General features: G+C 65.6%; 7 protein-coding genes. 2 read left to right on the top strand and 5 right to left on the bottom strand.

Annotation, left to right across the window (positions count from 1 at the left end; genetic code table 11):
* Window positions 1–42: 42 nt before the first annotated feature.
* The 3 genes from ABIA30_RS26080 to ABIA30_RS26070 all read right to left on the bottom strand — a co-directional run bounded on the left by ABIA30_RS26080 (window position 43) and on the right by ABIA30_RS26070 (window position 19,667).
* Window positions 43–8,130 carry a beta strand repeat-containing protein gene (locus ABIA30_RS26080; protein ID WP_370070858.1) on the bottom strand — a complete coding sequence of 2,696 codons (8,088 nt, stop codon included), beginning with the start codon at window positions 8,128–8,130 and terminating at the stop codon, window positions 43–45.
* A gap of 818 nt (window positions 8,131–8,948) precedes the next feature.
* A complete protein-coding gene (locus tag ABIA30_RS26075) occupies window positions 8,949–15,440 on the bottom strand; it encodes an Ig-like domain-containing protein (RefSeq protein WP_370070857.1) in 6,492 nt (2,163 codons plus the stop codon).
* A 429-nt stretch (window positions 15,441–15,869) separates the two neighbouring features.
* Window positions 15,870–19,667: an Ig-like domain-containing protein gene (locus tag ABIA30_RS26070; RefSeq protein ID WP_370070856.1), complete on the bottom strand. Its 3,798-nt coding sequence runs from the start codon at window positions 19,665–19,667 to the stop codon at window positions 15,870–15,872.
* A gap of 220 nt (window positions 19,668–19,887) precedes the next feature.
* Here ABIA30_RS26070 and ABIA30_RS26065 point away from each other — a divergent pair, with 220 nt between their 5' ends.
* Together ABIA30_RS26065 and ABIA30_RS26060 are read left to right on the top strand one after the other, a co-directional pair.
* Complete coding sequence (locus tag ABIA30_RS26065; protein ID WP_370070854.1) at window positions 19,888–20,763, top strand: DUF4333 domain-containing protein; 876 nt, start codon at window positions 19,888–19,890, stop codon at window positions 20,761–20,763.
* 93 nt (window positions 20,764–20,856) lie between these two features.
* Complete coding sequence (locus ABIA30_RS26060) at window positions 20,857–21,657, top strand: DUF4333 domain-containing protein (RefSeq protein ID WP_370070852.1); 801 nt, start codon at window positions 20,857–20,859, stop codon at window positions 21,655–21,657.
* A 218-nt stretch (window positions 21,658–21,875) separates the two neighbouring features.
* Here the strand turns inward: ABIA30_RS26060 and ABIA30_RS26055 are convergent, their stop codons facing one another.
* Both ABIA30_RS26055 and ABIA30_RS26050 read right to left on the bottom strand, forming a co-directional pair.
* Window positions 21,876–25,475, bottom strand: coding sequence for a beta strand repeat-containing protein (locus ABIA30_RS26055; protein ID WP_370070850.1), 3,600 nt, complete (start codon window positions 25,473–25,475; stop codon window positions 21,876–21,878).
* A gap of 320 nt (window positions 25,476–25,795) precedes the next feature.
* On the bottom strand, window positions 25,796–26,446 hold the full coding sequence (locus tag ABIA30_RS26050; protein ID WP_370070848.1) for a nucleoside triphosphate pyrophosphatase: 651 nt from the start codon (window positions 26,444–26,446) through the stop codon (window positions 25,796–25,798).
* Window positions 26,447–26,456: the final 10 nt, after the last annotated feature.

Raw genomic sequence — 26,456 nt, 5'->3', positions numbered from 1 at the left:
ATCCCGATTGGGATGACCGCCGATGTTCGTTCGGTGACTCTGCTACGCCTTCCCGAGGATCGGCACCGTGATGGTGCTGCTGCTGGAGAAGTCGCCGTTGCTGACGGTCACCGTGAACGTATCGGTCGTCGGGCCGAGGCCGAGTGCGGCGAGCATCGCGGCCACGGTTGGCGTGTAGGTGAAGGTCCAAACGCCGGCGGTGTTGTTGAGGGTCACCAATCCGAGCTGCGCGGTCACGCCGAGGGTGGAGTACGTCAGCGTCTGATTGCCCGGGTTGTTGGCGGTCGTGAGGGTGCCGGTGACCACGCCGGTGTTGGTGTTCTGCGACTGGCCTGTTGAGGTCACGCCCGACGGGGTGTCGTTCGACGCCGGCGAGACCGGCACGGTGACAGTAGTGCTACTGCTCATGCCGAGCGAGTTGGTGGCGGTGACGGTGAAGCTGTCGGTGGTGGCGGTGGTGCGGGCTAAATCCGTTGGAGTATAGGTGTATTGGCCGGTAGTGCTGTTGATGCTGACTGATCCGGTCAGTCCCAGCAGGGTGCCGGCGGTGTAGGTGACCGCACCGCCGTCGGGGCTGGTGGAGGTGACGGTGCCGGTCACGACGCCGGAGACCAGGTCCTGATTGGGCGTCCCCGCGGCAGGGGTGCTCGGGGTGTCGTTGGAGGCCGGTGAGATCGGCACCGTCACGATCGTGCTAGAGCTGAAGCCCGAGGTGTTGGTGGCGGTGACGGTGAAGCTGTCGCTGGTGATCACCCCCAGGTTCGCGGTGACCCGCGCCAAGTCGGTTGGTGTGTAGGTGTACTGGCCGCTGGCGCTGTTGATGCTGACCGTGCCGGTCAGTCCCAGAAGGGTGCTGGCGGTGTAGGTGATGGCGCTGCCGTCGGGGCTGGTGGAGGTGACGGTGCCGGTGACTACGCCGGAGGCAAGATTTTCGTTTGGTGTCCCTGCGGCAGGGGTGCTCGGGGTGTCGTTGGAGGCCGGCGAGATCGGGACGGTGACCGTGACGATGGAGCTGAAGCTGCCGTTGGACGCGGTGACGATGAAGCTGTCGTTCGTGACGCCGCTGATGGCGGTAGTGCGGGCCAGATTGGTCGGGGTGTAGGTGAAATCGCCGGTGGTGGCATTGACGGAAACGCTGCCCAGCAGGGGGGTGGTAGCCGAGTAGGTCAGCGCTTGTCCGCCCGGGTCGGTGGCGGTGACTGTTCCGGTGACGATGCCGCTGACCGGGTCAGCGTTCTGGTTGGAAACCGTTGGGGTGTTGGGTATATCGCTGACTGGGGTGATCGGCACGGTGACGGTTCCGATGGCGCTGGTGAAGCCGGAGGTGTTGGTGGCGGTGACGCCGAAGCTGTCGGTGGTGGGTCCGCCGACGGAGGCCAGCAGCTGGGCTGCAGCGGTGGGGGTGTAGGTGAAGGTATTGCCGGAGATCGTGACGATTCCGGACAATCCGGCCAACAGACCGGCGGTGTAGGTGACCGCGGTGCCGTCGGGGCTGGTGGAGCTCAGGGTGCCGGTGACCACGCCGTTGGCGTCGGCGGAACCGACATTCGCGGTCGGGGCGCTCGGGGTGTCGTTGGAGGCCGGCGATATCGGCACCGTGACGGTGGTGCTGGAACTGAAGGTGCCGTTCGACGCGGTGACGATGAAGCTGTCGTTGGTGGCGATGAGGTTGGCGGCTTCACGGGCCAGGGCTGTTGGGGTGTAGGTGAAGTCGCCGGTGGTGCTGTCAATACTGACCGAACCGCTCAGCGCCAACCCGACCGAGTAGGTCAGTGCTTGCCCACCGGGGTCGGCGGCGGTGACTGTTCCGGTGACGATCCCGCTGACCGGGTCAGCGTTCTGGTTGGAAACCGTTGGCGTGCTTGGCACGTCATTGACCGGGGTGATCGGAACCGTAACCGTGCCGAGCGCACTACTCAGGCCCGCCGCGTTGGTGGCGGTGACGCCGAAGCTGTCGCTGGTCGGCCCGCCGAGGCCGGCCAACAGCTGCGCGGCGGCAGTGGGCGTGTAAGTGAAGGTGTTGCCGGAGATCGTAACGAGGCCAGACAGTCCAGCCAAGAGACCGGCGGTGTAGGTGACCGCGGTGCCGTCGGGGCTCGTGGAGCTCAGGGTGCCGGTGACCACGCCGTTGGCGTCAGCGGAGATACCGCTTGCCGACGGGGTGGAGGGGGTGTCGTTGGAGGCCGGGGCGATCGGGACGGTGACGGTGACGGTGGAGCTGAAGGTGCCGTTGGATGCGGTGACGATGAAGCTGTCGTTGGTGGCGATGAGGTTGGCGGCTTCACGGGCGAGAGCTGTTGGGGTGTAGGTGAAGTCGCCGGTGGTGCTGTTGATGTTGACCGTGCCGCTCAGTGCCAGGCCGGCCGAATAGGTAAGCGTTTGCGCACCTGGGTCGGTGGCGGTGACTGTTCCGGTGACGATGCCGCTGACGGGATCGGCGTTCTGGTTGGAAACCGTTGGGGCACTGGGGACGTCGTTGATCGCAGTGATCGGCACGGTGACGGTGCCCACGGCGCTGCTGATACCAGCGGCGTTGGTGGCCGTGACGGTGAAGGCGTCGGCGGTCGGACCGCCGAGGCCGGCCAGGAGTTGAGCAGCGGTAGTGGGCGTGTAGGTGAAGGTGCTGCCCGAGATCGTTACGAGGCCGGACAAACCGGCCAACAGACCGGCGGAGTAGGTCACTGCGGTGCCGTCGGGGCTGGTGGAGTTCAGGGTGCCGGTGACGACGCCGTTGGCGGCGGTGGTGAGGCCGCTGGCCGTCGGGGTGCTTGGGGTGTCGTTGGACGCCGGGGCGATAGGCACTGTGACGGTGGCAGTGCTGACGAAGGTGCCGTTGGACGCGGTGACGATGAAGGAGTCGGACGTGGTGACCCCGGCGTCGGATCCTTGGCGAGCCAAAGCTGTTGGGGTGTAGGTGAAGTTACCCGTGGTGCTGTCGAGGCTGAGCGTTCCCAGCACTGGGGTGGTGGCCGAGTAGGTGAGCGGCTGGTTGCCGGGGTCGGTGGCGGTGACGGTGCCGGTGACGATGCCGCTGACGGGATCGGCGTTCTGATTGATGACGGTCGGGGCCGACGGGGTGTCGGTGACCGGGGTGATTGGCACGGTGACGGTGCCGAGGGCGCTGCTGATGCCCGCGCCGTTGGTGGCGGTCACGCCGAAGCTGTCGCTGGTGACCAATCCGAGGCTGGCTTGTGCTTGGGCCACCGCAGAGGGGGTGTAGGTAAACGTGCTGCCGCTGACGGTGACGGTACCCAGGAGTGCGATGCCGGCGCTGTAGGTGACCGCGGTGCCGTCGGGGCTCGTGGAGCTCAGGGTGCCGGTGACCACGCCGTTGGCGTCAGCGGAGATACCGCTTGCCGACGGGGTGGAGGGGGTGTCGTTGGAGGCCGGGGCGATCGGGACGGTGACGGTGACGGTGGAGCTGAAGGTGCCGTTGGATGCGGTGACGATGAAGCTGTCGTTGGTGGCGATGAGGTTGGCGGCTTCACGGGCGAGAGCTGTTGGGGTGTAGGTGAAGTCGCCGGTGGTGCTGTTGATGTTGACCGTGCCGCTCAGTGCCAGGCCGGCCGAATAGGTAAGCGTTTGCGCACCTGGGTCGGTGGCGGTGACGGTTCCGGTGACGATGCCGCTGACGGGATCGGCGTTCTGGTTGGAAACCGTTGGGGTGCTGGGTATATCGCTGACCGGGGTGATCGGCACCGTAACGGTTCCGATGGCGCTGGTGAAGCCGGAGGTGTTGGTGGCGGTGACGCCGAAGCTGTCGCTGGTGGGTCCGCCGGCCGAGGCCAGCAGCTGGGCTGCTGCGGTAGGCGTGTAGGTGAAGGTGTTGCCCGAGATCGTTACGAGGCCGGACAAACCGGCCAACAGACCGGCGGTGTAGGTGACCGTGGTGCCATCAGGACTGGTGGAGCTCAGCGTCCCGCTGACCACACCATTGGCGTCGGCGGAACCGACACTCGCAGTCGGGGCGCTCGGCGTGTCGTTGGACGCCGGCGATATCGGCACGGTGACGGTGGCACTGGAGCTGAAGCCCGAGCTGTTGGTTGCGGTGACGACGAAGCTGTCGGTGGTAGCGATGGTACGGGCCAAAGCTGTTGGAGTGTAGGTGTATTGGCCGGTGGTGCTGTCGATGTTGACAGAGCCGGTCAGGCCGAGCAGCGTGCCGGCGGTGTAGGTGATGAGGCCCCCATCGGGGCTGGTGGCCGTGACGGTGCCGGTGACGACGCCGGAGACGAGATCCTGATTCTGGTTGGAGGCCACCGGCGTAGACGGCGTGTCGTTGGAGGCCGGCGAGATCGGAACGGTGACGATGGCGCTGGAACTCAGGCCGGCACCGTTGGTTGCGGTGACGGTGAAGGCATCGCCGAGGGTGACCGCAACCGGATTGTTGCGGGCCAAAGTTGTTGGCGCATAGGTGTATTGACCAGTCGCGCTATCGATGACAACGCTTCCGTAGACAGCTCCGGCCGCCGTGTAGGTGATGGTACCGGCGTCGGGGCTGGTGGATGAGACTGTGCCCGTCACGACACCTGACGCGAGGTTCTCATTCTGGTTGGAGGCGACCGGGACCGATGGGGTGTCTGCGGAGGCCGGAGCGACCGGCACTGTGATGAGTGCGGCGTTGGTGTAGGTGCCGTTGCTGGCGGTGACGGTGAAGCTGTCGGTGGTGATGATGCCGCCGTCTGCAGTTAATCGAGCCAATGCTGTTGGTGTGTAGGTGAATTCACCTGTATTGGCGTTCAGGCTGAGGTTGCCGCCGAGGGCCGTGGCGCTGGCGGTGTAGGTGAGGGGTTGGCCTGCAGGGTCGGTCGAGCTGATGGTGCCGGTGACGGTGCCGCCGATGGGGTCGGCGTTCACGTTCGACGCCACGGGTGCGGTGGGGGTGTCGGTGATCGGGGTGATCGGCACGGTGACGGTGCCCACTGAGCTGGTGAAGCCGGCGGCGTTGGTGGCGGTCACGCCGAAGGCGTCGGTGGACGGGCCGCCCAGGCTGGCCAACAGTTGGGCCGCAGCCGTCGGGGTGTAGGTGAAGGTGCTGCCGCTGATGCTGACGGTGCCGGACAGTCCGGAAAGAAGACCAGCGGTGTAGGTCACCGCCGTGCCGTCGGGGCTGGTAGAGCTCAGAGTTCCGGTGACCACGCCATTGGCGTCGGCGGAGCCGACGTTGGCGACCGGCGTGCTCGGGGTGTCGTTGGACGCCGGTGCGACCGGGACGGTGACGGTGGTGGTGGAGCTCTGGGTGCCGTTGCTGGCGGTAACGATGAAGGTGTCGTTGGTGGCCACGAGGTTGGCGGCTTCACGCGCGAGAGCTGTTGGGGCATAGGTGAAGTCACCCGTGGCGGCGTTGATGGAAACGCTGCCCAGCAGTGGGTTGGTTGCTGAGTAGGTCAGTGTTTGGCCGGCTGGATCGGTGGAGTGGACGGTGCCGGTGACGATGCCGGTGATCGGGTTGGCGTTCTGGTTGGAGACCGTTGGCGTGCTGGGCACATCGTTGACCGGAGTGATCGGCACGGTGACGGTGCCCACTGAGCTGCTGATACCGGCAGCGTTGGTGGCAGTGACGCCGAAGCTGTCGCTGGTGGGTCCGCCGAGGCCGGCCAGCAGTTGGGCTGCGGCGTCGGGGGTGTAGGTGAAGGTGCTACCGGAGATGGTGACGTGGCCTGATAGTCCGGCCAACAGGCCGGCGGTGTAGGTGACGGCGGTGCCGTCGGGGCTGGTGGAGCTGAGGGTGCCGGTGACGACGCCGTTGGCGTCGGGGGAGCCGACAGTTGCGGTCGGGGTGCTCGGGGTGTCGTTGGACGCCGGCGAGATCGGCACCGTGATGAGCGCGGTGTTGGTGTAGGTGCCGTTGGTGACCGTCACGGCGAAGGTGTCGTTGGTGATGATTCCAGCGTTGGCTATCACACGCGCTGAAGCTGTTGGGGTGTAGGTGAATTCACCTGTGGCGCCGTCGATGCTCACGGTACCGCCGGCGGCGCTGCCCACCGAGTAGTTCAGCGTTTGGCCGGCTGGGTCGGTGGAGTGGACGGTGCCGGTGACGGTCCCGGTGATCGGGTTGGCGTTCTGATTGGACACCGTTGGGGTGGTTGGGGTGTCGGTGACCGGGGCGATCGGCACCGTGACGGTTCCTACCGCGCTGGTGAAGCCGGCGGCGTTGGTGGCAGTGACGCCGAAGCTGTCGCTGGTGGGTCCGCCCAGGCTGGCCAGGAGTTGGGCCGCGTTCGTCGGCGTGTAGGTGAAGGTGTTGCCGGCGATGACGACGCTGCCATTGGTGGGCAGGCTGTAGGCGGTGTACGTCACCGTTTGGCCGTCGGGGCTCGTCGAGGACAGGGTTCCGGTGACTACACCGTTGGCGTCGGCGGTGATGCCGGTGGCGGTCGGGGTGGTCGGCGTATTGCCGGTCGCCGGTTTGATCGGCACGGTGATGGTGGCGCTGCTGGACAGGCCGGCCGTATTGGTTGCGGTGACCACGAAGCTATCGCTGGTGATCACCCCCAGGTTTGCGGTCACCCGTGCCAGATCTGTTGGGGTATAGGTGTATTGACCTGTGGCGCTGTTGAGATTGAGGGTGCCGTTGATCGGGTTGGTGGCGGTGTAGGTGATGGTGCTGTGGTCGGGGCTGGTGGCGCTGATGGTGCCGGTGACCACACCGGTGATGGCGTTGGCGGTCTGGCCGGACGCGGTGGGGACACTGGGGGTGTTGTCGGAGGCCGGGGAGATCGGGACGGTGACGGTGGCGCTTGAGCTGAAGCCCGCGGTGTTGGTGGCGGTGACGGTGAAGGAGTCGGTGGTGACGACTCCGGCGTTGGCGATCACGCGGGCCGCGTCGGTCGGTGTGTAGGTGAAGGTGTTGCCGCTGATGGTGAGTGATCCGTTGAGCGGGTTGGTCGCACTGTAGGTGACGGTCTTCCCGTCGGGGCTGGTGGAGGACAGGGTGCCGGTGACCACGCCGGTGCCGGGATTGGTGTTGAGGTGGGTGGCTGCCGGTGTGCTGGGGACGTCGGGGGCCGCGAGGACCGGAACGGTGACGGTTTCTTTGGCTGCGGCGATGCCGTTATACGCGGTGACGGTGAAAGTGTCGGTCTGGCCTGCGGTGGGGGCGAATGTGGTCGAGGTGTAGGTATAGCCACCGGTTGTGGTGACGGCGACGGTGCCGTACTGCGGCGCGGAACTGACCTTGTACTTCAGGGTCCCGCCGGCTGCGACGGTGAATCCCAGTGTGCCGGTGACGGTTCCGGTGACGGGATCAGAGGTGGTGGTGGGGGTTCCGGGCTTGGGTACCAAGCCGAGGGAGCCTTCGACGGTGCGGTAGAGGCCCCAGACCAATGCGCCGATCGGGTTGTTCGGAGCGACGGGCCCGGTGAGTCCGCTGTGGAACAGGATGAACTTGACGGGCGGCAGGGTGAAGAAGTCGATGACTGCGTTCTGCACGAATCGCACGATGGGGTTGGTTGCGGTGCTGTGCGGCAGTGTCGTGGTGGTGGTCGTGGTGCTGCCACCCGAACCCGCGGCGGGGTTGGCCGTGACGGCGGCCAGTGCACTGGCCGGGTTCGGCGCAGTAGCGACCGGCTTGGCCGCGGCTGCCGGCTTGGCGGTGGCGGCCGCGGGCTTGACGGCGGGCGTCTGGGTGGCGGCGGCCGGGTTGCTCTTGGTGGCGGGCTTGGGAGCGGCGGTAGGCCGGTCCTTCTTGTTGGTGGTGTTCGACGGCGAGGTGGCAGCGGTCGATTTGGCCGGGCGTTTGGCCTTGTTGGTGGTGGCCGGGTTCGGGTCGGTGGTGCTGCCGCCCGCGGTGGTGCCAGTGGTCGGGTCATCGGCGGTGGTCCTGGCCGGGCGCTGATGGTTCGGCCGCGTGCTGGACGAACCGTTCGACGACGCTCCGGAGCCGTTGTCAGCGCTGGTGGAGACCGATCCGGCGCCGGAGGAGACAGAACCGCCGCCCGAGGGACCGGAGGGGCCCTCGGCATTGGCGATACCGGACCCGCTTGCCAGGGCGGCGCCCAGGCCGAGTGTTACGGCGCCGGCGCCCAGCCAGTTGTACGGCTGACGTGACGGCTTGGGCGCGTCCCGGTGGGTGCCCTTCTTGTGGCTGTTGGTCTTGATCCGGCCGTTGGACCGATGAGCACCCGACATTATTTGGCCTCCGCGTTAGAGCTGTTCAGTGCGACACAAGAGAGCGAATTGTTGAGACTGGCTGGTCAGGGAATCTACGCCTACGTCAATTGATTTTTGGAACTTTCGGTGCGTTGGAAATGAACTTTTTTGGTGTGCGGGGAAATGTCGTCAATCGCGCCACGCGGAATCGGATTGGTTGTATGTCAACGGAATTGGGCGTCTCGGTCGACTGGCTCGCCGTTTGCTGTCGTGTCTGGATGGGCGATTTGTTGCTGACGATTCTGATATGTACGGACGTATGTGAATTCAGCAAATGAGAGCCGATATTGCCTCACCGGGGTGATGTATTGGCTTCATCGGGAGGGCGGGTGCCGTCGCTGACGGTGTGGCGTCGACGCGCAGGGTGATCGTGGGCCGTCGTCCCGTGTGTGCCGAGGGTGGCTGCCAAAGCGAGGAGAATCGAAAGTGGCGCTCTAACTACATGTTTCGTTGACAGTGGAGATGGTGGCGGGCCGGAATAATCGGCGTCGAACTGAATGGGGCAGCCCGCGGAACCGCCTGCTTCTTGTCCGGCGCCCGTGCGATGCCGCCAATGTCGGTTGACGAATTTCATCGAGGCTCTGCGATAGCAGTAACGATATCGGTGATGTGGCCGCCGGTACCTGCGTTGTTGCGAAAAGTGTTGACCGGCGTGCGGCGCGTGCCTGCGGGCGGGCTTACCCGAGCGGGCCGGCGGTCAATCTACCCGGGCCCCATCGACGGGGGCAGCTTCGGTTGTCGCACAAAGCAATCGGCGGCCACCCCAGATGGGGTGACCGCCGATCGCGCAACGAGACTTATATGAGGGACTTCGCCAGGATCGGCACCGTGATGTTGGTGCTGTTGGAAGTCACGCCATTGCTGACCGTGATGGTGAAGTAGTCGGTGTAGGGGCCCAGCAGGCTGGAGTCGCTCATCGCGATCGCGGTGGGGGCGAAGGTGAACGTGGTGACGCCGTTGGAGGTGGACAGCGTGACCGAGCCGGTGCTCAGCTCCATACCCCCGATGGTGCCAGTGGTGATGGAGTAGCTCACCGCCGAGCCGTCGGGGCTGGTGGCGTTGAGGGTGCCGGTCACCACTCCACTGCTCTTGTTCTGCACCTGGCCGGACACCGTCACCGCCGACGGCTTGTCGTTGTTGGCCGGCGAAATCGGCACTGTCACCGTTGTGCTGCTGCTGTTTCCGACCGCGTTGGTGGCCGTCACAGTGAAGGTGTCGGACGTGATGACACCGAGGTTGGCGTTGGTGCGGGCGGCATTCGTCGGTGTGTACGTGTACGCGCCGGTGGTGCTGTTGACGCTGATCGAACCGGTGCTGAGCGTCATGCCGTCGATGGTCCCGGTGGTGACGGAGTACGTGACCGCGCCGCCGTCCGGGCTGGTGGACGAGATCTGCCCGGTCACCACGCCCGACAGCAGGTTCTCGTTCTGGCCCGACGCTGCCGGCTTGGTCGGCGTGTCGTTGGAGGCCGGTGAGACCGGGACGGTGACGAAGGTCGGTCCGCTGGTTTCCATCGAGTTGCTTGCCGTCACCGTGAAGGTGTCGGTGGTGATGACGCCGAGGTTGGCATTCTGCCGGTAGGCGTTGGTCGGGGTGTAGATGAAGGTATTGCCCGAGATGCTGACGCTGCCACCGATCGGACCGGTGGTGACGTTGTAGGTCACCGCGCTGCCGTCCGGGCTGGTCGAGCTCAGCGTTCCCGTGACCACACCGGTGATCAGGTTTTCGCTATTGGAGTAGCTCGGGGCGCCCGGGGTGTTGTTCGATGCCGGCGAGATCGGCACTGTGATGGTGGCGTTGCTGCTGGAGAAGTTTCCGTTCGTCGCAGTCACCAGGAAGGTGTCCGAGGTGATGACGCCGAGGTTGGCGTTGACCCGGGAGGCGTTGGTCGGGGTGTAGGTGAAGGTGTTGCCCGAGATCGAGATGGACCCGGTGCTCAGCGTCATGCCGTCGATGGTGCCGGTGGTGACGTTGTAGCTCACCGCTGCGCCATCGGGGCTGGTCGAGCTCAGCGTGCCGGTGACCACACCGGTGTAGATGTTCTCGTGGACGTTGGTCGCCGTCGGGGTGCTCGGGGTGTCATTGGACGCCGGCGAGATCGGCACTGTGATGGTGGCGTTGCTGCTGGAGATGCCGTTGGCGTTGGTGGCGGTGACCAGGAAGGTGTCCGAGGTGATGACGCCGAGGTTGGCGTCGCTGCGGGCGAACGCGGTGGGCGTGTAGGTGAAGGTGTTGCCCGAGATCGAGATGGACCCGGTGCTCAGCGTCATGCCGTCAATGGTTCCGGTCTTGATCGAGTAGGTCACCGCCGTGCTGTCCGGGCTGGTCGAGTTCAGCGTGCCGGTGACCACGCCGGTGTAGATGTTCTGGTGAACGTTCGACGCCGAGGGCGCGCTCGGCGTGTCATTGGAGGCCGGGGATACCGGGACCGTCACGAAGGTTGCGCCGCTGGTGTAGTACGAGTTGGACGCCGAGACCGTGAAGGTGTCGGTGGTGACGCCACTGATGGCGATCGAGCGCTCCAGCGCGGTCGGCGTATAGGTGAACGTACTGCCCGAGATGGTGACTGAGCCGCCGATCGGCGGGGTGTTCACGTTGTACGAAAGTGCCAGTCCGGCAGGGTCATTGGCGCTCAAAGTGCCGGTGACCACGCCGGTGATGGTGTTCTGCTGTATGTTGCTGACAACCGGGTTGCTCGGGGTGTCGCTGACCGGGCTGATGCCGACGGTGACCGAGGCCGTGCCGCTGGAGAAGCTGGCGTTGCTCGCGGTGACGCCGAAGGTATCGGTGGCCCATTTGCCGGTGGTCAGCAGCGTGATCTGAGATTCGAACTGTGCCAACGAGGTTGGCACATACGTGAAGGTGTTGCCGCTGATCGAGATGCTGCCCTGGGTCGGCAGGCTGATTGTCGAGTAGCTCACCGTCGAGCCGTCGGGGCTGGTCGAGGTCAGAGTTCCGGTGACTACACCGGTGGTGGAGTTGACGCTGATGTTCGAGGCGACCGGCACGCCCGGGGTGTTGTTGGACGCCGGCGAGACCGGGACCGTGACCCAGGAGGCGCTGCTCGTTGACGTCGAGTTGCTGGCCGTCACCGTGAAGGTGTCGGTGGTGATGACTCCCTGGTTGGCGACACTGCGCGCCAAATTCGTTGGCGTGTAAGTGAAATTGCCGTTGGCATCGATACTCAGCGAGCCCTGCACGGGGTTGGTGAAACTGTAGGTCACCGCTGAACCGTCGGGGCTGGTCGACACGAAGGTACCGGTGACGACGCCGGTGATCTTGTTCTGGATCTCGTTGGTGACGGTCGGGGCGCTCGGGGTGTTGTTGGAGGCCGGGGAGATCGGCACCGTGATGCTGGCGCTGTTGGAGTAGCCGTTGGCGTTGGTCGCCGTCACGGTGAAGCTGTCCGAGGTGATGACCCCGAGGTTGGCGTTGGTTCGCGCGAACGCTGTCGGGTTGTAGGTGTACGCACCGGTGGTGGCGTTGATGCTGATCGATCCGGTGCTCAGGGCCATGCCGTCGATGGTGGGTGTGGTGATCGAGTAGGTCACCGCGCCGCCGTCGGGGCTGGTGGCTTTCGCCGTGCCGGTGACCACACCGGTGTAGATGTTCTCGCTCTGGCCGACCGAGACCGGGCTGCTCGGGGTGTCGTTGGACGCTGGCGAGATCGGCACCGTGACGCTGGTGCTGCTCGAGTAGCCGGCGGCGTTGGTGGCGGTGACGGTGAAGCTGTCGGTCGTGACAACACCTAGGTTGGCGTTGCTGCGGGCGAATCCTGTTGGGGTGTAGGTGTATGCGCCGGTGCTGCTGTTGATGCTGATCGATCCGGTGCTCAGGGCCATGCCGTCGATGGTGGGCGTGGTGATCGTGTAGCTGACCGCGCCGCCGTCGGGGCTGGTCGAGGAGATGGTGCCGGTGACCACGCCGGTGTAGATGTTCTGGTTCTGGGTGTTCGAGATCGGGGTGCTCGGGGTGTCGTTCTTGGCGGGCTCGACCGGGACGGTGATCATCGCGCTGGATGAGTAGGTCCCGTTGGACGCGGACACGGTGAAGCTGTCGGTGGTGATGACGCCGAGGTTGGCATCTTGCCGGTTGGACTGTGCCGGGGTGTAGGTGAAGGCGCCGGTGCTGCTGTTCAGGCTGACGTTGCCGCCGATCGGGCCGATGGTCACCGAGTAGCTCAGCGGCTGGTTGCCCGGGTCGGTCGAGACGATGGTGCCGGTGACGTTGCCGCCGATGGGGTCGGCGACCACGCCCGTCGCCGCGGGGGTGCTGGGTGTGTCATTGCTGGCGGGCGAAACCGGAACGGTGACAATCGAACTCGACGTGTACTTGCCGTTGGTGGCGGTGACGGTGAAGCTGTCGGTCTCGATGACGCCGAGGTTGGCGTCTTGGCGGTTCGACTGTGCCGGGGTGTAGGTGAAGGCGCCGGTGGTGCTGTTCAGGCTGACGTTGCCGCCGATCGGGCCGATCGACACGCCGTAAGTCAGCGGCTGGTTGGCCGGGTCGATCGAGGTGATGGTGCCGCTCACCACGCCGGTCACCAGATTCTGGGTCTGGTTGGTGACCACGGGGGCGGTCGGGTTGTCACTGGAAGACGCCACCGGGACGGTGATGTAGCCGATGCCGCTGGTGTAGCCGGCGGCATTGGTCGCGGTGACCGAGAAGACGTCGGTGGTGATGATGCCCATGGCGGATTCGGAACGGGCCAAATCGCTCGGGGTGTACGTGTAGGTATTGCCGCTCACCGTGATGGTGCCCTGGGTGGGCAGTGCGGTGACGTGATAAGTCAGTGCGCCGCCGTCGGGGCTGGTCGAATCGATGGTGCCGGTGACCACGCCCGTGGTGGTGTTGACGTTCAGCGACGACGACGTCGGGGTGCTCGGGGTGTCGTTGGCGGACGGCTCGACGGGCACGGTGATCAGCGCGTTGCTGGAGTACTTGCCGTTGGAGGCGGTGACGGTGAAGGTGTCGGTGGTGATGACGCCGAGGTTGGCGTCCGCCCGGTTGGCCGCGGTCGGGTTATAGGTGAAGGCACCGGTGGTGCTGTTCAGGGTGACCGAGCCGCCGATCGGTCCGACCGCGACCGTGTAGGTCAGCGACTGGTTGGCCGGGTCGGTGGACACGATGGTGCCGGTGACCGCACCGGTGACGGGGTTGGCACTTACGCCGGTGGCGGCGGGGATGCTCGGGGTATCGGCGATCGGATTGACCGGGACGGTCACGTAGCCGATGGCGCTGGTGTAGCTGCCGTTGCTGGCGGTGACCGAGAAAGTGTCACTGGTCAGGATGCCGAGGCTGGCCTCGTTCATGGCTAACTGGCTGGGGGTGAAGGTGAACGTGCTGCCGTTCACGGTGACGGTGCCCTGGGTCGGGAATGCGGTCACGTGGAAAGTGACCGTTGCGCCGTCGGGGCTGGTGGAGCTCAGGGTGCCGGTGACCACGCCGGTGGTGGTGTTGACGCTCTGGTTGGTGACGGTCGGGGTGCTGGGGGTGTCGCCGTTGGCCGGTTCGACGGGCACGGTGATGAGTGAGGTGGCTGAGTAGCCGGCGGTGTTGGTGGCGGTGACCGAGAAGGTGTCGGTGGTGATGACGCCGAGGTTGGCGGTGCTGCGAGCCAATGCGGTCGGGGTGTAGGTGAAGGCGCCGGTGGTGCTGTTGACGGTGATCGAGCCCTGGACCGGTTGAGTGGCCGAGTAGGTCAGGGTTGACCCGGCCGGATCAGTGGAGGAGATGGTGCCGGTCACCGCGCCGGTGACGGGGTTGGCGTTGACGTTGATGGCGGTCGGCGAGCTCGGGGTGTCGTTGGAAGCCGGCGAGACCGGGACGGTGATGAAGCCCGACAGGCTGGTGCCGCCGGAGGCATTGGATGCGGTGACGGTGAAAGTGTCGGTGGTGATGACGCCGAGGTTGGCGTTCTGACGGTAGGCAGCGGTGGGCGTGTAGGTGAAGGTGCCGGTGGTGCTGTTGACGCTCAACGACCCACCGATGGTGCTGGTCACCACGTGGTAGCTGATCGCGGTGCCGTCCGGGCTGGTGGAGCTCAAGGTGCCGGTGACCACGCCGGTGGCGGTGTTCTCGTTGATGTTCGTCGCTACGGGAGTGCTGGGCGTGTTGTTGGCCGAGAGCACCGGCACGTTGACGGTTTCGTTGGTCGAGGCCACACCGTCGGTGGCGGTGACGGTGAAGCTGTCGGTCGGGTTCAGCCCGAGTGCGGCCAGGGCCGCACCGAAGATGTTCGACTTGTACGCGTAGGTGCCGTCGGTGTTGACGGTGACGGTGCCGAACGCCGGGTTGGTGTAGACGGAGTAGGTCAGCTGTGCGCCGGCCGGTTCGGTGAAGTTCAGGTTGCCGGTCACGGTGCCGTTCACCGGGTTGGACGTGGTGGTGGGGGTGCCGACCCGGGGCACCAGGCCGGCGAAGTCCTCCATGCCGCGGAAGATGCCGTAGAGGAATCCGGCAACGGGATCGCCGGCCGGTGCCAGCGGTCCGGTGAGGTGGTTGGCGGTCAGCTGGGTGATGGTCGAGGCGGCGGTGAAGAAGCCGATCATGGCGTTCTGAATCGCTGCGACGATCGGGTTGGTGCTGGTGGCGTGTGGCGTGGCAGGGACTGCGGTGGCCGCGACGGCGACGGCTTTGGTGGTGGCTGCCGGAGCGGCAGCTGCCAGTGCGACAGCCTTGGCGGTTGCGGCGGTCGGCGTGGTGGCGGCGGGAGCCGCTGCGGCTGTAGCCGCGGGAGCCTCGGCGGTGTTGGTGGCGGTCACGGCCGTTGCGGCGGTGGCGGTCTGCTTGGGCTTGGGCTTGGTGGTGGCGGCGGCCTTCTTGCCCTTACCGGGGGAGCTGTTGGTTCCGTTGTCGGTGGATGAGCCGCTGGTGTCGGTGCCGTTGTTGCTGTCGGACGACGCGCCGGCATTGGCGGCCGCCTTGTCCTTCTGGTGCTTGTGGCCCTTGCTCGAGTTGTCGGTGCTCGAGCCGCTGGCGTTCGTCGACGAACCGGTCGTGATCAATGTGTCGGTGGACGAGCTGTTGTTGTCTGCGGAGCCGTTCGCCGGGTTGTTGGCCGGGTTGTGGTTCGGGGAGCTGCTCGAGGAGGAGCCGGAGTTGCCAGTGCCGCCCTTGGCTTCGGCGATGCCGGTGCCGCTGGCCATCGCGGCACCCAGGCCGAGGGTGACGGCGCCGACGCCGAGCCAGTTGTACGGCTGGCGTGAGGGCTTGGGCGCAACCCGGTGGCTGCCCTTCTTGCGGCTGGTGCTCTTGGACCGCGAGTTGGACTGGTGTGCGCCCGACATGCTGTATCTCCATCTGAGGCCTGTGTCCCATGACGCAGGGAATTGGTGAAGTGTCCGGTGACATAAGTCGACTTAGACGTCAATTTCTTACCAGATTCTCAGGCGGTCTGCGCAAACTATTGCTGAATATATTTTCGCTGCCGTTTATTTTTGGCAAACGTCGCCGAGGTCGCCACATCTGCATGGGGTGTGGATATTTTTGCTGGCCGTAGCTTTGGTGAGGCGCCCGCGCCGAACCATCCACAAGCGCACAGCGCATCATAAGGTTTATGATAGTTGATTGTCAGCAAACTTCTGCCGTGATGTCGCCGGGTAGGTGTCATAGCTCGAAAGTCGACGGGTTTCGGGTTGTGACCCGAAATTGACTACGGCACACAAAAATCGGCGGCCACCCGGAAGAGGTGACCGCCGACGTCGGAGCGGGGGTGCTTACCAGCAGAGCAGGCACTTGGCCAGGATCGGCACCGTGATGGTGGTGCTGTTGGACGTCACGCCATTGCTGACCGTGACGACGAAGGTGTCGGTGTAGGGGCCGAGCAAGTTGGAGTTGCTCATCGCGATGTGGGTGGGCGTGAAGGTGAACGTGGTGACCCCGTTGACCGTAGAGAGTGACACATCGCCGGTGCTCAGGCTCATACCGCCGATGGTTCCGGTGGTGATCGAGTAGGTCAGCGTCGCGCCGTCGGGGCTGGTGGCCGACAGGGTGCCGGTGACCACGCCGTTGGTCTTGTTCTGGACCTGGTTGCTCTTGGTGACCGTGGACGGCTTGTCGTTGTTCGCCGGGGACACCGGAACCGTGATCCAGCCGACGCCGCTGGTGGACATCGAGTTGCTGGCCGTCACCGTGAAGGTATCGGTGGTGATGACGCCCAGGTTCGCGGTTTGGCGCGCCAGATTCGTCGGCTTGTAGGTGAAGTTGCCGTCGGCATCCACGGTCAGCGAGCCCTGGACTGGTTGGGTGATGTTCCACGTCACGGGGGTGCCGTCCGGGCTGTTCGAGACGAACTTGCCGGTGACCACGCCGGTGATCAGGTTCTGCGACTGGTTGGCGACCGTCGGGGTCGGCGGCGTGTTGTTGGATGCCGGCGAGATCGGCACCGTGACGGTCGTATTGCCGCTGGAGAACTGGCCGTTGGATGCGGTCACCTGGAATGTGTCCGAGGTGATGATTCCGAGGTTGGCGTTGGTCCGGGCAAAGGTCGACGGGGTGTAGGTGAAGGTGTTGCCTGAGATCGTCACCGTGCCGGTGCTCAGCGTCATGCCACCGATGGTTCCGGTGGTGATGCTGTAGGTGATGTTGGCGCCGTCCGGGCTGGTGGAGTTCAGCTTGCCGGTGACCACGCCGGTGTAGATGTTCTGCGACACGTTGGTGATGGTCGGCTTGGCCGGGGTGTTGTTCGAGGCCGGCGAGACCGGGACGGTGATCCAGCCGACGCCGCTGGTGAACGTGCCGTTGGACGCGGTGACCGTGAAGGTGTCGGTGGTGATGACGCCCAGGTTGGCATTGAGCCGCGCGAGGTCGGTTGGCTTGTAGGTGAAGTTGCCGTTGGCGTCGATGGTCAGGTGGCCCTGGACCGGCTGGGTGTAGGTGTAGGTGATGGGCGTGCCGCCGGGGTTGCTCGACGAGATGACGCCGGTGACCACGCCGGTGACGTTGTTGACCTGCTGGCTGATCACGCTCGGGGTGCCCGGGGTGGCGTTGTTGGCCGGCGATACCGGGACCGTGATCCAGCCGATGCCGCTGGTGAAGCTGCCGTTGGACGCCGTGACCGTGAAGGTGTCGGTGGTGATGACGCCCAGGTTGGCGGTTTCCCGGGCCAACTTCGTCGGTGTGTAGGTGAAGTTGCCGTTGGCGTCGACGTCCAGGTGGCCCTGGACCGGCTGGGTCACCGTGTAGGTGAGGGTCTGGCCGGGGTTGGCGTCGGACGAGAAGGTGCCGGTGACCACGCCGGTGATGTGGTTGACCTGCTGGTTGGTGACGGTCGGCGTACTGGGTGTGTTGGCGTTGGCCGGCGATACCGGGACCGTGACGAAGGTCGGCAGGGTGCTGTAGCTGCTGTTGCTGACCGTCACGGTGAAGGTGTCGGTGGTGATCACGCCGAGGTTGGCGTTCAGCCGAGCCAGGTCGGTCGGCTTGTAGGTGAAGTTGCCGTTGGCATCGATGCTCAGGGAGCCCTGGACCGGCTGGGTGTACGAGTAGGTCAGCTGTGAGCCGTCCGGGCTGGTCGAGGAGATGGTGCCGGTGACCACGCCGGTGACCTTGTTGACCTGCTGGTTGATCACGGTCGGTGTGGTTGGGGTGTTGGCGTTGGCCGGCGATACCGGGACGGTGATGAAGGTCGGCAGGGTGCTGTAGCTGCTGTTGCTGACCGTCACGGTGAAGGTGTCGGTGGTGATGACGCCGAGGTTGGCGTTCAGCCGGGCCAGGTCGGTGGGTGTGTAGGTGAAGTTGCCGTTGGCGTCGATGGTCAGGTGACCTTGGACCGGCTGGGTGTACGAGTAGGTCAGCTGTGAGCCGTCCGGGCTGGTCGAGGAGATGGTGCCGGTGACAGTGCCGGTGACGGCATTGACGACTTGGTTGATGACCTTCGGTGTGGTCGGGGTGTTGGCGTTGGCCGGCGAGACCGGGACGGTGATGAACGCCGGGAGTGAGCTGTTGCCCGCCTCGTTGGTGGCGGTGACCGTGAAGGTGTCGGTGGTGATGACGCCGAGGTTGGCGTTCAGCCGGGCCAGGTCGGTGGGCGTGTAGGTGAAGTTGCCGTTGGCATCGACGGTCAGGTGGCCCTGGACCGGCTGGGTCACCGAATAGTGAATCGTCGAGCCATCCGGGCTGGTCGAGGAGAAGGTGCCGGTGACCTTGCCGGTGAGCACGTCCTGGTGGATGTTGATGGCGGACGGCAGGCTCGGCGTGTTGTTGGACGCGAGCACCGGGACCGTGACGGTCACATTGGTCGAGGCGATGCCGTTGGTGGCGGTGACGGTGAAGGTGTCTTTGGGGTTCAGGCCCAAGGCGGCCAGCGCGGCGCCGAAGACGTTGGACTTGTAGGTGTAGGTGCCGTCGCCTTGGACGTTGACCGAGCCCCACAACGGGTTGCCGGCCACCTTGTAAGTCATGTCCGGGCCGCCGGCGGGCAGGGTGAAGTTCAGGTTCCCGCTCACGGTGCCGGTGACGGGGTCGGACGTGGTGGTCGGGTTGCCCGCCCTGGGGACCAGGCCGGCGAAGTCCTGCATGCCGCGAACCCAGCCGTACATGATGGCGCCGATCGGGTTGGTGAGGATGAACGGTGCGGTCGGGCCGGTCAGACCGTTGTCGGCCAGGCTGCGGATGGTCTCCGGCGCGGTGAAGAAACCGATGAGCGCGTTCTGGATCGCCGCGATGATCGGGTTGGAGCTGGTCGCGTGCGGCTTGGTGGGGGTGGTCGTGGTGCCCGAGCCCGAATCAGTAGTTGCGGCAAGGGCTTTGGTGGCGGCCGCCGGGGCCGCCTTGTTGACGGCGGCCGGTGCGGTCGCAGCCGCCGGGGCAGCCGGCTTGTCGGCCGGGGCCGGCCCGGACGGCTCGGGGCTGGGGGAGTCGGTGCCGGTGGCCGGTGCGGCGGCCGGCTGCTTGTTCTTCTGTTTCTGCTTGCTCTTGGGCTGCTCGGTGCCGTCGGCGCCGGTCTTGGTGCCCTTCTTGCCCTTGCCCGGCGCACGGGTGCCGTCGGTCGAGCCGGTCTCGGTCGGGTTGGTGGCGCCGGGAGTCCCTGCTGCCGAGCCGTCCGTACCCGTCGTGCTGCCTGAGCCGATCGAGCTGCCGGATCCGCTAGTGCTGCCCGCGCCGGTAGTGCTACCTGCGCCCGTCGTGCTGCCCGAGCCGGCGCTGCCCGAGCCCGAAGAGTCGGTGCCGCCCGGTACCAGCAAAGTGCCCGAGTTGTCCGCTGCGGCTGCCTTGGGCTTCTTCGGCGCAGGCTTGTGACCCTTGCTGCTGCTGTGGACCGAGCCACCGTTGTTGTTCGAGTTGCTCGACGACGAGGATGAGGATGACGACGAGCCCTCGCCGCCGGAAGCGTTGGCGATGCCCGCTCCGCTGGCCATCGCGGCGCCTAGGCCGAGGGTGACGGCGCCGACGCCGAGCCAGTTGTAGGGCTGGCGGGCGGCCTTGGGTGCGACGCGGTGGGCGCCCTTCTTGCGGCTGATGTTCTTGGACCGCGTGGTCGACCGGTGCGCACCCGACATGCTGTAGCTCTCCATCTTTGGGCTTGTGTCCCACGACACAAATGGGTCTTGGATGTAGCTGATTTCACGGTAATCAGCGGAATCGTCAAATTAGTAGCAGATTCCCAGGCAAAGATGGGCAAATCCCAAGCAAATATATTGTTGATTGCGTCAATCGCTGTTTCGGATGCAGTCGAACCTCCTGGTCAGGGGGTGTTCTCGCGTTATCAGTGCGGCCAGGGCACAATGGGCGGCCATGAGCTTGAAAGTGATCCGAGTTACAGCTATCGGTGCGCTGGTAGCGGCCGGTGCGACGGCAATGACGGCGTGTTCCATGCTGACGCAGGGACGCCCGGGCCAGTCGACTTCCATCCCGGCGTCGGGCAATTCCAGCGCCGCCGCCCAGCCCAGCTCGCCGGACAGCAAGGTGTCGACGGTGCCCAAGGACATCCTGGTGAAGACGATCACGGATCAGTTGGCGCGCGCCGGAGTGACGCCGCAGGCGGTCACCTGCCAGCAGGATCTGCTCGGCCAGGTCGGCCAGACCGCCGCCTGCGATGTCTCCATCACGGCGGTCAACAGCTTCGAGCCCATCGTCACGGTGACGGTCGTCAACGGGGACAAGGTCAGCTACGCCATCACCCCGTCGGTGAACAAGAGCCAGCTCGAGGTTGCGGTCAAGGACATGGTGACCCGGTCGACCAACGCCGCGCCGGACTCCGTCGTCTGCGAGACGGGTCTGGACGGCAAGGTGGGTGCGGTGGCATTCTGCAACGTCACTGCAGGGGGAGCGACGAACCGTCAGGCGGTGTCGGTCAGCCAGGTGCAGGGCCTGTCGATGAACTATGGGCTGGCTCAGTTGAACGGCAATGCTCCTGCCCAGTCCCCGGGGCCCAACGCCGGTGCCGGGCAGACCCTGCCCAAGAATGTGGCGGAGGGAGCGTTGATGGCGCAGCTCAAGCACGCGGGCCAGAACCCGGACTCGGTGACGTGCGCCGGTGACATGCCGGCCACCGTCGGCGCCACGTTGGCCTGCACTGCGGTCGCCGCGGGGCAGAATCAGAACTACCTGCTGACCCTGTCCGCTGTCTCGAACGGCAGCTACACATTCAAGTATCAGCTCGCGCAATAACTTTCGATGGCTCCAGCGGCCATCGGTTCTTCGGATCGGCAGACTAAGGAGGATCTGCTGTGCGCGGCGTGCCGTACACAGCAGAATGACAACATGCAGTCGGGATGGAAGCCGAGCAAGATCGCCGGCGTTGTCGGTGTGATCATCGTCGCGGTCTTGATAGGTACGGGCCTGATCATGCTGGGCATCAGCGTGAAACACCCGTCCGACAGTTCGGACGAGCCCAAGGACAAGAAGTCGACGGCGTTGCCGATGGTCGCCAAAGACCAACTGGAGCAGACCCTCACCAAGCAGCTGACCAATCCGGACCAGCCGCCGCCGACGGTGATCTGCGACCACGGATTGATCGGCAAGGTCGGCCAGAGCACCCCGTGCGCCGTAACGATGGCTGATTCCAACGCTTTTGATCCCATCGTCACGGTGAACGGCGTGGACGACGCGAACGTCAAGTTCGACCTGCAGCCCTCGATATCCAAGGTGCATCTGGAGTCTGCGGTCGGCGCCATGATCAAGAAGGAGTCCGACGTCGCTCCGGACTCGGTCGTGTGTGACACCGGCCTGGAGGGCAAGCAAGGATTCGTCGCCATCTGCCACGTGACGGCCGCGGGATTCACCAGCAACCGCACCGTGCAAGTGGGTGAAGTGCAAGGCCTCTCAATGCATTACGGCCTGGCTCCGGCGCTGCCGAAGCCGTCGGCCGAGAAGGCGCTGATGGCTCAGTTGGCGCAGATCGGCAAGCACCCGGACACTGCCACCTGCCATGGTGACCTGGAGGGCAGGGTGGACAACACCTTGCTGTGCACGGTGGCATACGGCGGCTCGCGACAGGATTACCTGCTGACGGTGACCGGCGTGAGCGACCGCGGTATCACGTTCAAGTACACCCCGCAGTAATCGCCTGCGGCGCAACCGTAATCGCTGGCCGCTGGGGCAACAGCGGCCGGCGATGTGCGTCTCGGCGAAGGCCGAGCAGCGGTAGGCTGCACGATCGTTCCGGCAGTCGAATCCGTCTGGCCCGCAATGAATCAGGCGCGTCGAAGGTGGCGGCCCGCGTCAATCTGCCAGTTGGCGCGTCGAAGTCGTTGTCTAGGCGTGAATTTCACGCGTCGAGATCAAGCTCCAAAGGTAACGGTCCAGCTGGAACTGAACCCGGAGGTGTTGGTCACGGTGAAGGTGACGATGCCGCCGACGTAGGTGCCGATCGGGTAGATGCCCACGTAGCCGTCGGTGAAGGTGTAGGCGCCCGTGGTCGGGTTGACAGTGACCGAGCCACCGAGGGTGCTCGCCGAGTAGCTGACCGTCGTCCCGTCAGGGCTGGCGCCGCTGACCACGCCCGTGGTCACGTGGTTGCCGTGCGCCGACGTCGCGCTGCCGCTCGGGGTGTCGTTGGTGGCCGGGGAGATCGGCACCGTGATGATGTTGGTGTGGCTGTAGCCCGAGCTGTTGGAGGCCGTCACGGTGAAGGTGTCGGTATTGACCACGGACACACCGAGAATCGGGTTGGCGGCCGTCCGCGCCGTCGTGCTCGGCGTGTAGGTGAAGGCACCGGTGGTGCTGTTGACCGTGAGTGCGCCCAGCAGCGTGCCGATGTTCACGGTGTAGGTCACCGCGCCGCCGTCCGGGCTGGTGGAGGACAGCGTGCCGGTGACCACGCCGCTGGCCAGGTTCTGGTTCTGGTTCGTGGAAACCGGGGTGCTCGGGGTGTCGTTGGTCCCGGGTGAGATGGGCACGGTGACAGTCGTGGAGCTGCTGTAGCCTGCCGCGTTGGTCGCGGTGAGGGTGAACGAGTCAGTGGTGATGATGCCGAGGTCGGCGTTGTTCCGCGCCGTGACGGTCGGGGTGTAGGTGTAGGACGTCACGCCGCCGGTGGTGTTCAGGGTGACGCTGCCACCGAGCGCGGACTGGCCGCCGAGCAGCACATTGGAGGACACCGAGTAGTTGACTGCTCCGCCGTCGGGACTGGTCGACGAGATGGTGCCGGTGACCACGCCGGAGTAGATGTTCTGGCTCTGGTTGCCCGCGGCCGGCGTCGTCGGGGTGTCGTTGGCGGCAGGTTCGATGGGCACCGTGATCAAGCCCGGCAGGATGCTGCTGAAGGTGCCGTTGCTGGCCACCACGGTGAAGGTGTCCGTATTGACCACGGAGATACCGAGAATCGGGTTGGCGGCGGTTCGGGCCGCGCTGCTGGGCGTGTAGGTGTAGGCGCCGGTCGTGCTGTTCAGGGTGAGGGTGCCGCCGATCGGTCCGGTGAGCACTGAGTAGGTCAGCGGGGCGCCGGCGGGGTCGGTGGCGGAGACGGTGCCGGTGATTACGCCGGTGATGGTGTTGGCGTGCTGGTTGTTCGAGGTCGGGCTGCTCGGGGTATCGAGGATCGTCGCGATCGGTTGCACGGTGACGCTGACGGTGCCGATACCGCTGGTGTAGCCGGCCGCGTTGGTGGCGGTGACTCCGAAGGTGTCGGTGGTCAGGCCGAGGCTGGCCTCCAGTTGGGCCAGCGTGCTGGGCGTGTAGGTGAAGGTGCTGCCCGAGACGTTGACCGTGCCCTGGGTGGGCAGGCTGAGCACCGAGTACGTCACGGTGCCGCCGTCGGGGCTGGTGGACACCAGGGTGCCGGTGACCACTCCCGTGCTGGTGTTGGTGCTGATGTTCGTGGCGGTGGGGGTGCTGGGGGTGTCGCCGGTGGCGGGTTCGATCGGGACGGTGATGAGGGCGGTGCTGCTGTAGGTGCCGTTGCTTGCGGTGACGGTGAAGGCGTCTGTATTGACTACGGAGATACCGAGAATCGGGTTGGCGGCGATTCGGGCTGCGGTGCTGGGTGTGTAGGTGAAGGCGCCGGTGGTGCTGTTGACGGTGACGCTGCCGAGCAGGGTGCCGGTGAGTACGGAGTAGGTCAGTGGTTGGCCGGCGGGGTCGGTGGAGGTGATGGTTCCGGTGACCAGGCCGCTGGCGGCGTTGGCGTTGACGTTGATGGCGGTGGGTGTGCTGGGGGTGTCGCCGGTGGCGGGTTCGATCGGGACGGTGATGAGGGCGGTGCTGCTGTAGGTGCCGTTGCTTGCGGTGACGGTGAAGGCGTCTGTATTGACTACGGAGATACCGAGAATCGGGTTGGCGGCGATTCGGGCTGCGGTGCTGGGTGTGTAGGTGAAGGCGCCGGTGGTGCTGTTGACGGTGACGCTGCCGAGCAGGGTGCCGGTGAGTACGGAGTAGGTCAGTGGTTGGCCGGCGGGGTCGGTGGAGGTGATGGTTCCGGTGACCAGGCCGCTGGCGGCGTTGGCGTTGACGTTGATGGCGGTGGGTGTGCTGGGGGTGTCGCCGGTGGCGGGTTCGATCGGCACGGTGATGATGCCGGGCAGGCTGGTGGTGCCACCGGCGCTGGTGGCGGTGACCGTGAAGACGTCGGTGTTCAATCCGGTGATGAGGCTGGTGCCGTTGGCGGCGATCCGGGCCAACTCGGTGGGCGTGTAGGTGAAGGTGGTGACGCCACTACTGGAGTTCAGGCTGACCGAGCCCTGCAGCGGATTGGTCAGTACCGAGTAGGTCACGGCCTGCCCGTCGGGCGCAGTGGAAGACAGCGTGCCGGTGACGACGCCGGTGACGGCGTTGGCGACCTGGTTGATCGAGGTCGGGGTGCTGGGACTGTCATTCGCAGCGGTGACCGGGACCGTCACGGTCACGTTGGTGGCGGCGATGCCGGTGCTGGCGGTGACGGTGAACGTGTCGGTCGGATTCAGGCCGAGCGCGGACAGTGCGCTGCCCAGGATGTTGGATTTGTAGGTGTAGCTGCCGTCGGCGGCGACGGTGACTGAGCCGAACAGCGGATTCGTGGCCACCGTGTAGGTCAATTGAGCGCCGGCAGGCTCGGTGAATCCCAGTGTGCCCGTTACGGTCCCATTGGCGGGGTTGGAGGTGGTGGTCGGGGTTCCGGTATGGGGTACCAGTCCTGCGAAGTCCTCGATGCCGCGGAAGATGCCGTACAGGAACGCGCCGACGGGATTCAACAGCGTGGATGGCGCGACCGGGCCGGTGAGGCCGTTGGCTGCCAGTTGCGAGATGGTGGCCGGTGCGGTGAAGAAGCTGATGAGTGCGTTCTGGATGGCGGCGATGATCGGATTCGAACTCGTCGCGTGCGCGGTGGTGGTGGTCGCCGTGCTCGAATCTGTTGTGGCAGCCGGGGTTACCGCGGCCAGCGCGACGGTCTTGGTGGTTGCCGTGGTGGATGAAGTTTTTGCTGTGGTTGCAGCAGTCGGTGTCGGGGTGGTGGCAGGCGTCTGGGTGGCGGCGGTCGGGGCGGCGGGCTTCGGCTGCCCGGTCTTGGACTTCTTGCCCTTGCCGGTGACCTTCGTCGGGTCCGCGGTGGTGGTGGCGTCCGAGGTGGTGGTGTCGGTGGCGGTGGCTGCCGTCGGCTTGGTTTTGTCGTGCTTCTTGGGCGTGGATCCGTCGTGCTGTTTGGCGTCATCGGTGTGCTTGGCGCCGGTACTGGCCGAGCCTGGTGAAGTGTTGTTGTTCGAGCTCGTCGACGATGCGGCGGAGGCGCCGCCCTTGGCGTTGGCGATGCCGGTCCCGCTGGCCATCGCAGCACCAAGGCCGATCGTCATGGCGCCCACGCCGAGCCAGTTGTAAGGCTGCCGTGCCGGCTTAGGCGCGACCCGGTGTGCGCCCTTCTTGCGTCCGCTCCCGTGGGATGAATTGGTCGAACGATGTGTAGCGGCCATGGCTGTCTCCCCGACGAGTCGCTGCGACGTTCCCCGGCTGGGGAGCGGAAATGTTAGCTGAAACACGATATATTTAACGCGTAAATTTAACAAGGGTAGGCGGAATGGCGTAGCCGCACGCGCGGCCCGCGACTGTGCACACTGCGGGGATCGCCAACGCGCAGGTGTGGCGAGCGCCGGCGCCGGAGGTAGCGCGTGGCTTCCGGCGGGTAGCTGAAGGGCTGTGGCCCAAGGGTTTTCGGGTCGGGCCGGCCTGACCGGACGGCGTTCCTCGGGCGGCTTTCCGCCGTCAGATTACGGTCGGGGACCGGTCGGACGGGTCAGGACAGGTCCGGCTGGGGCGCGTTCGACACCCACAACCGCGCCACATCCAACTTCAGTCGGGCAAGCATGGCGCGCAGCAACGGCAGGCTCAGGCCGATGACGTTCGACGGGTCGCCCTCGATCCGGTCGATGAACCAGCCACCGAGCCCGTCGAGAGTGAATGCGCCGGCAACCCACAATGGCTCACCGGTCGCTACATAGGCATCCAGATCGGCCGCGGTTGGTGAGCCGAAATGCACTGTCGTGGAACCCAGTTCGCACACCTGACCGGTAACCGCCCCGGCGGCCATTCGCAGCACGCAGTGTCCGGTGTGCAACACGCCAGCTCGTCCGGCCATCGAATCCCATTGCCGCCGAGCGGCTTGCGGGGAACCGGGCTTGCCGGACAACCGGCCGTCGAACTCCAGCATCGAATCGCAGCCGATCACCACGCAATCGGAAGACACCGCCGCGTCGACCAACTCGACGACCCGCGCGGCCTTCGCAGCCGCCAGTGCAAGCACCACCTCTGCCGGCGGCGCCGAACCGAGCGCAGCGACAATCGCATCTTCGTCGACGTCGGACACCACGACAACCGGATCGACACCGGCCTTGCGCAGCACGCTGAGCCGGCCCGACGAGGCCGAGCCCAGCACCACCCGCGTCATGGGATGTTCT

Origin of the sequence: Mycobacterium sp. MAA66 (genome assembly GCF_041261665.1) — a bacterium.
Lineage (GTDB): Bacteria > Actinomycetota > Actinomycetes > Mycobacteriales > Mycobacteriaceae > Mycobacterium.
The sequence above is the reverse complement of the archived record's forward strand: the minus strand, read 5'-3'. Positions and strand labels throughout refer to the sequence as shown.

Excerpts from the sequence above, each read along its gene's own strand:
- ABIA30_RS26080 (WP_370070858.1), bottom strand. The coding sequence starts at position 8,130 with ATGTCGGGTGCTCATCGGTCCAACGGCCGGATCAAGACCAACAGCCAC.
- ABIA30_RS26075 (WP_370070857.1), bottom strand. The coding sequence starts at position 15,440 with ATGTCGGGCGCACACCAGTCCAACTCGCGGTCCAAGAGCACCAGCCGC.
- ABIA30_RS26070 (WP_370070856.1), bottom strand. The coding sequence starts at position 19,667 with ATGGAGAGCTACAGCATGTCGGGTGCGCACCGGTCGACCACGCGGTCC.
- ABIA30_RS26065 (WP_370070854.1), top strand. The coding sequence starts at position 19,888 with ATGAGCTTGAAAGTGATCCGAGTTACAGCTATCGGTGCGCTGGTAGCG.
- ABIA30_RS26060 (WP_370070852.1), top strand. The coding sequence starts at position 20,857 with ATGCAGTCGGGATGGAAGCCGAGCAAGATCGCCGGCGTTGTCGGTGTG.
- ABIA30_RS26055 (WP_370070850.1), bottom strand. The coding sequence starts at position 25,475 with ATGGCCGCTACACATCGTTCGACCAATTCATCCCACGGGAGCGGACGC.
- ABIA30_RS26050 (WP_370070848.1), bottom strand. The coding sequence starts at position 26,446 with ATGACGCGGGTGGTGCTGGGCTCGGCCTCGTCGGGCCGGCTCAGCGTG.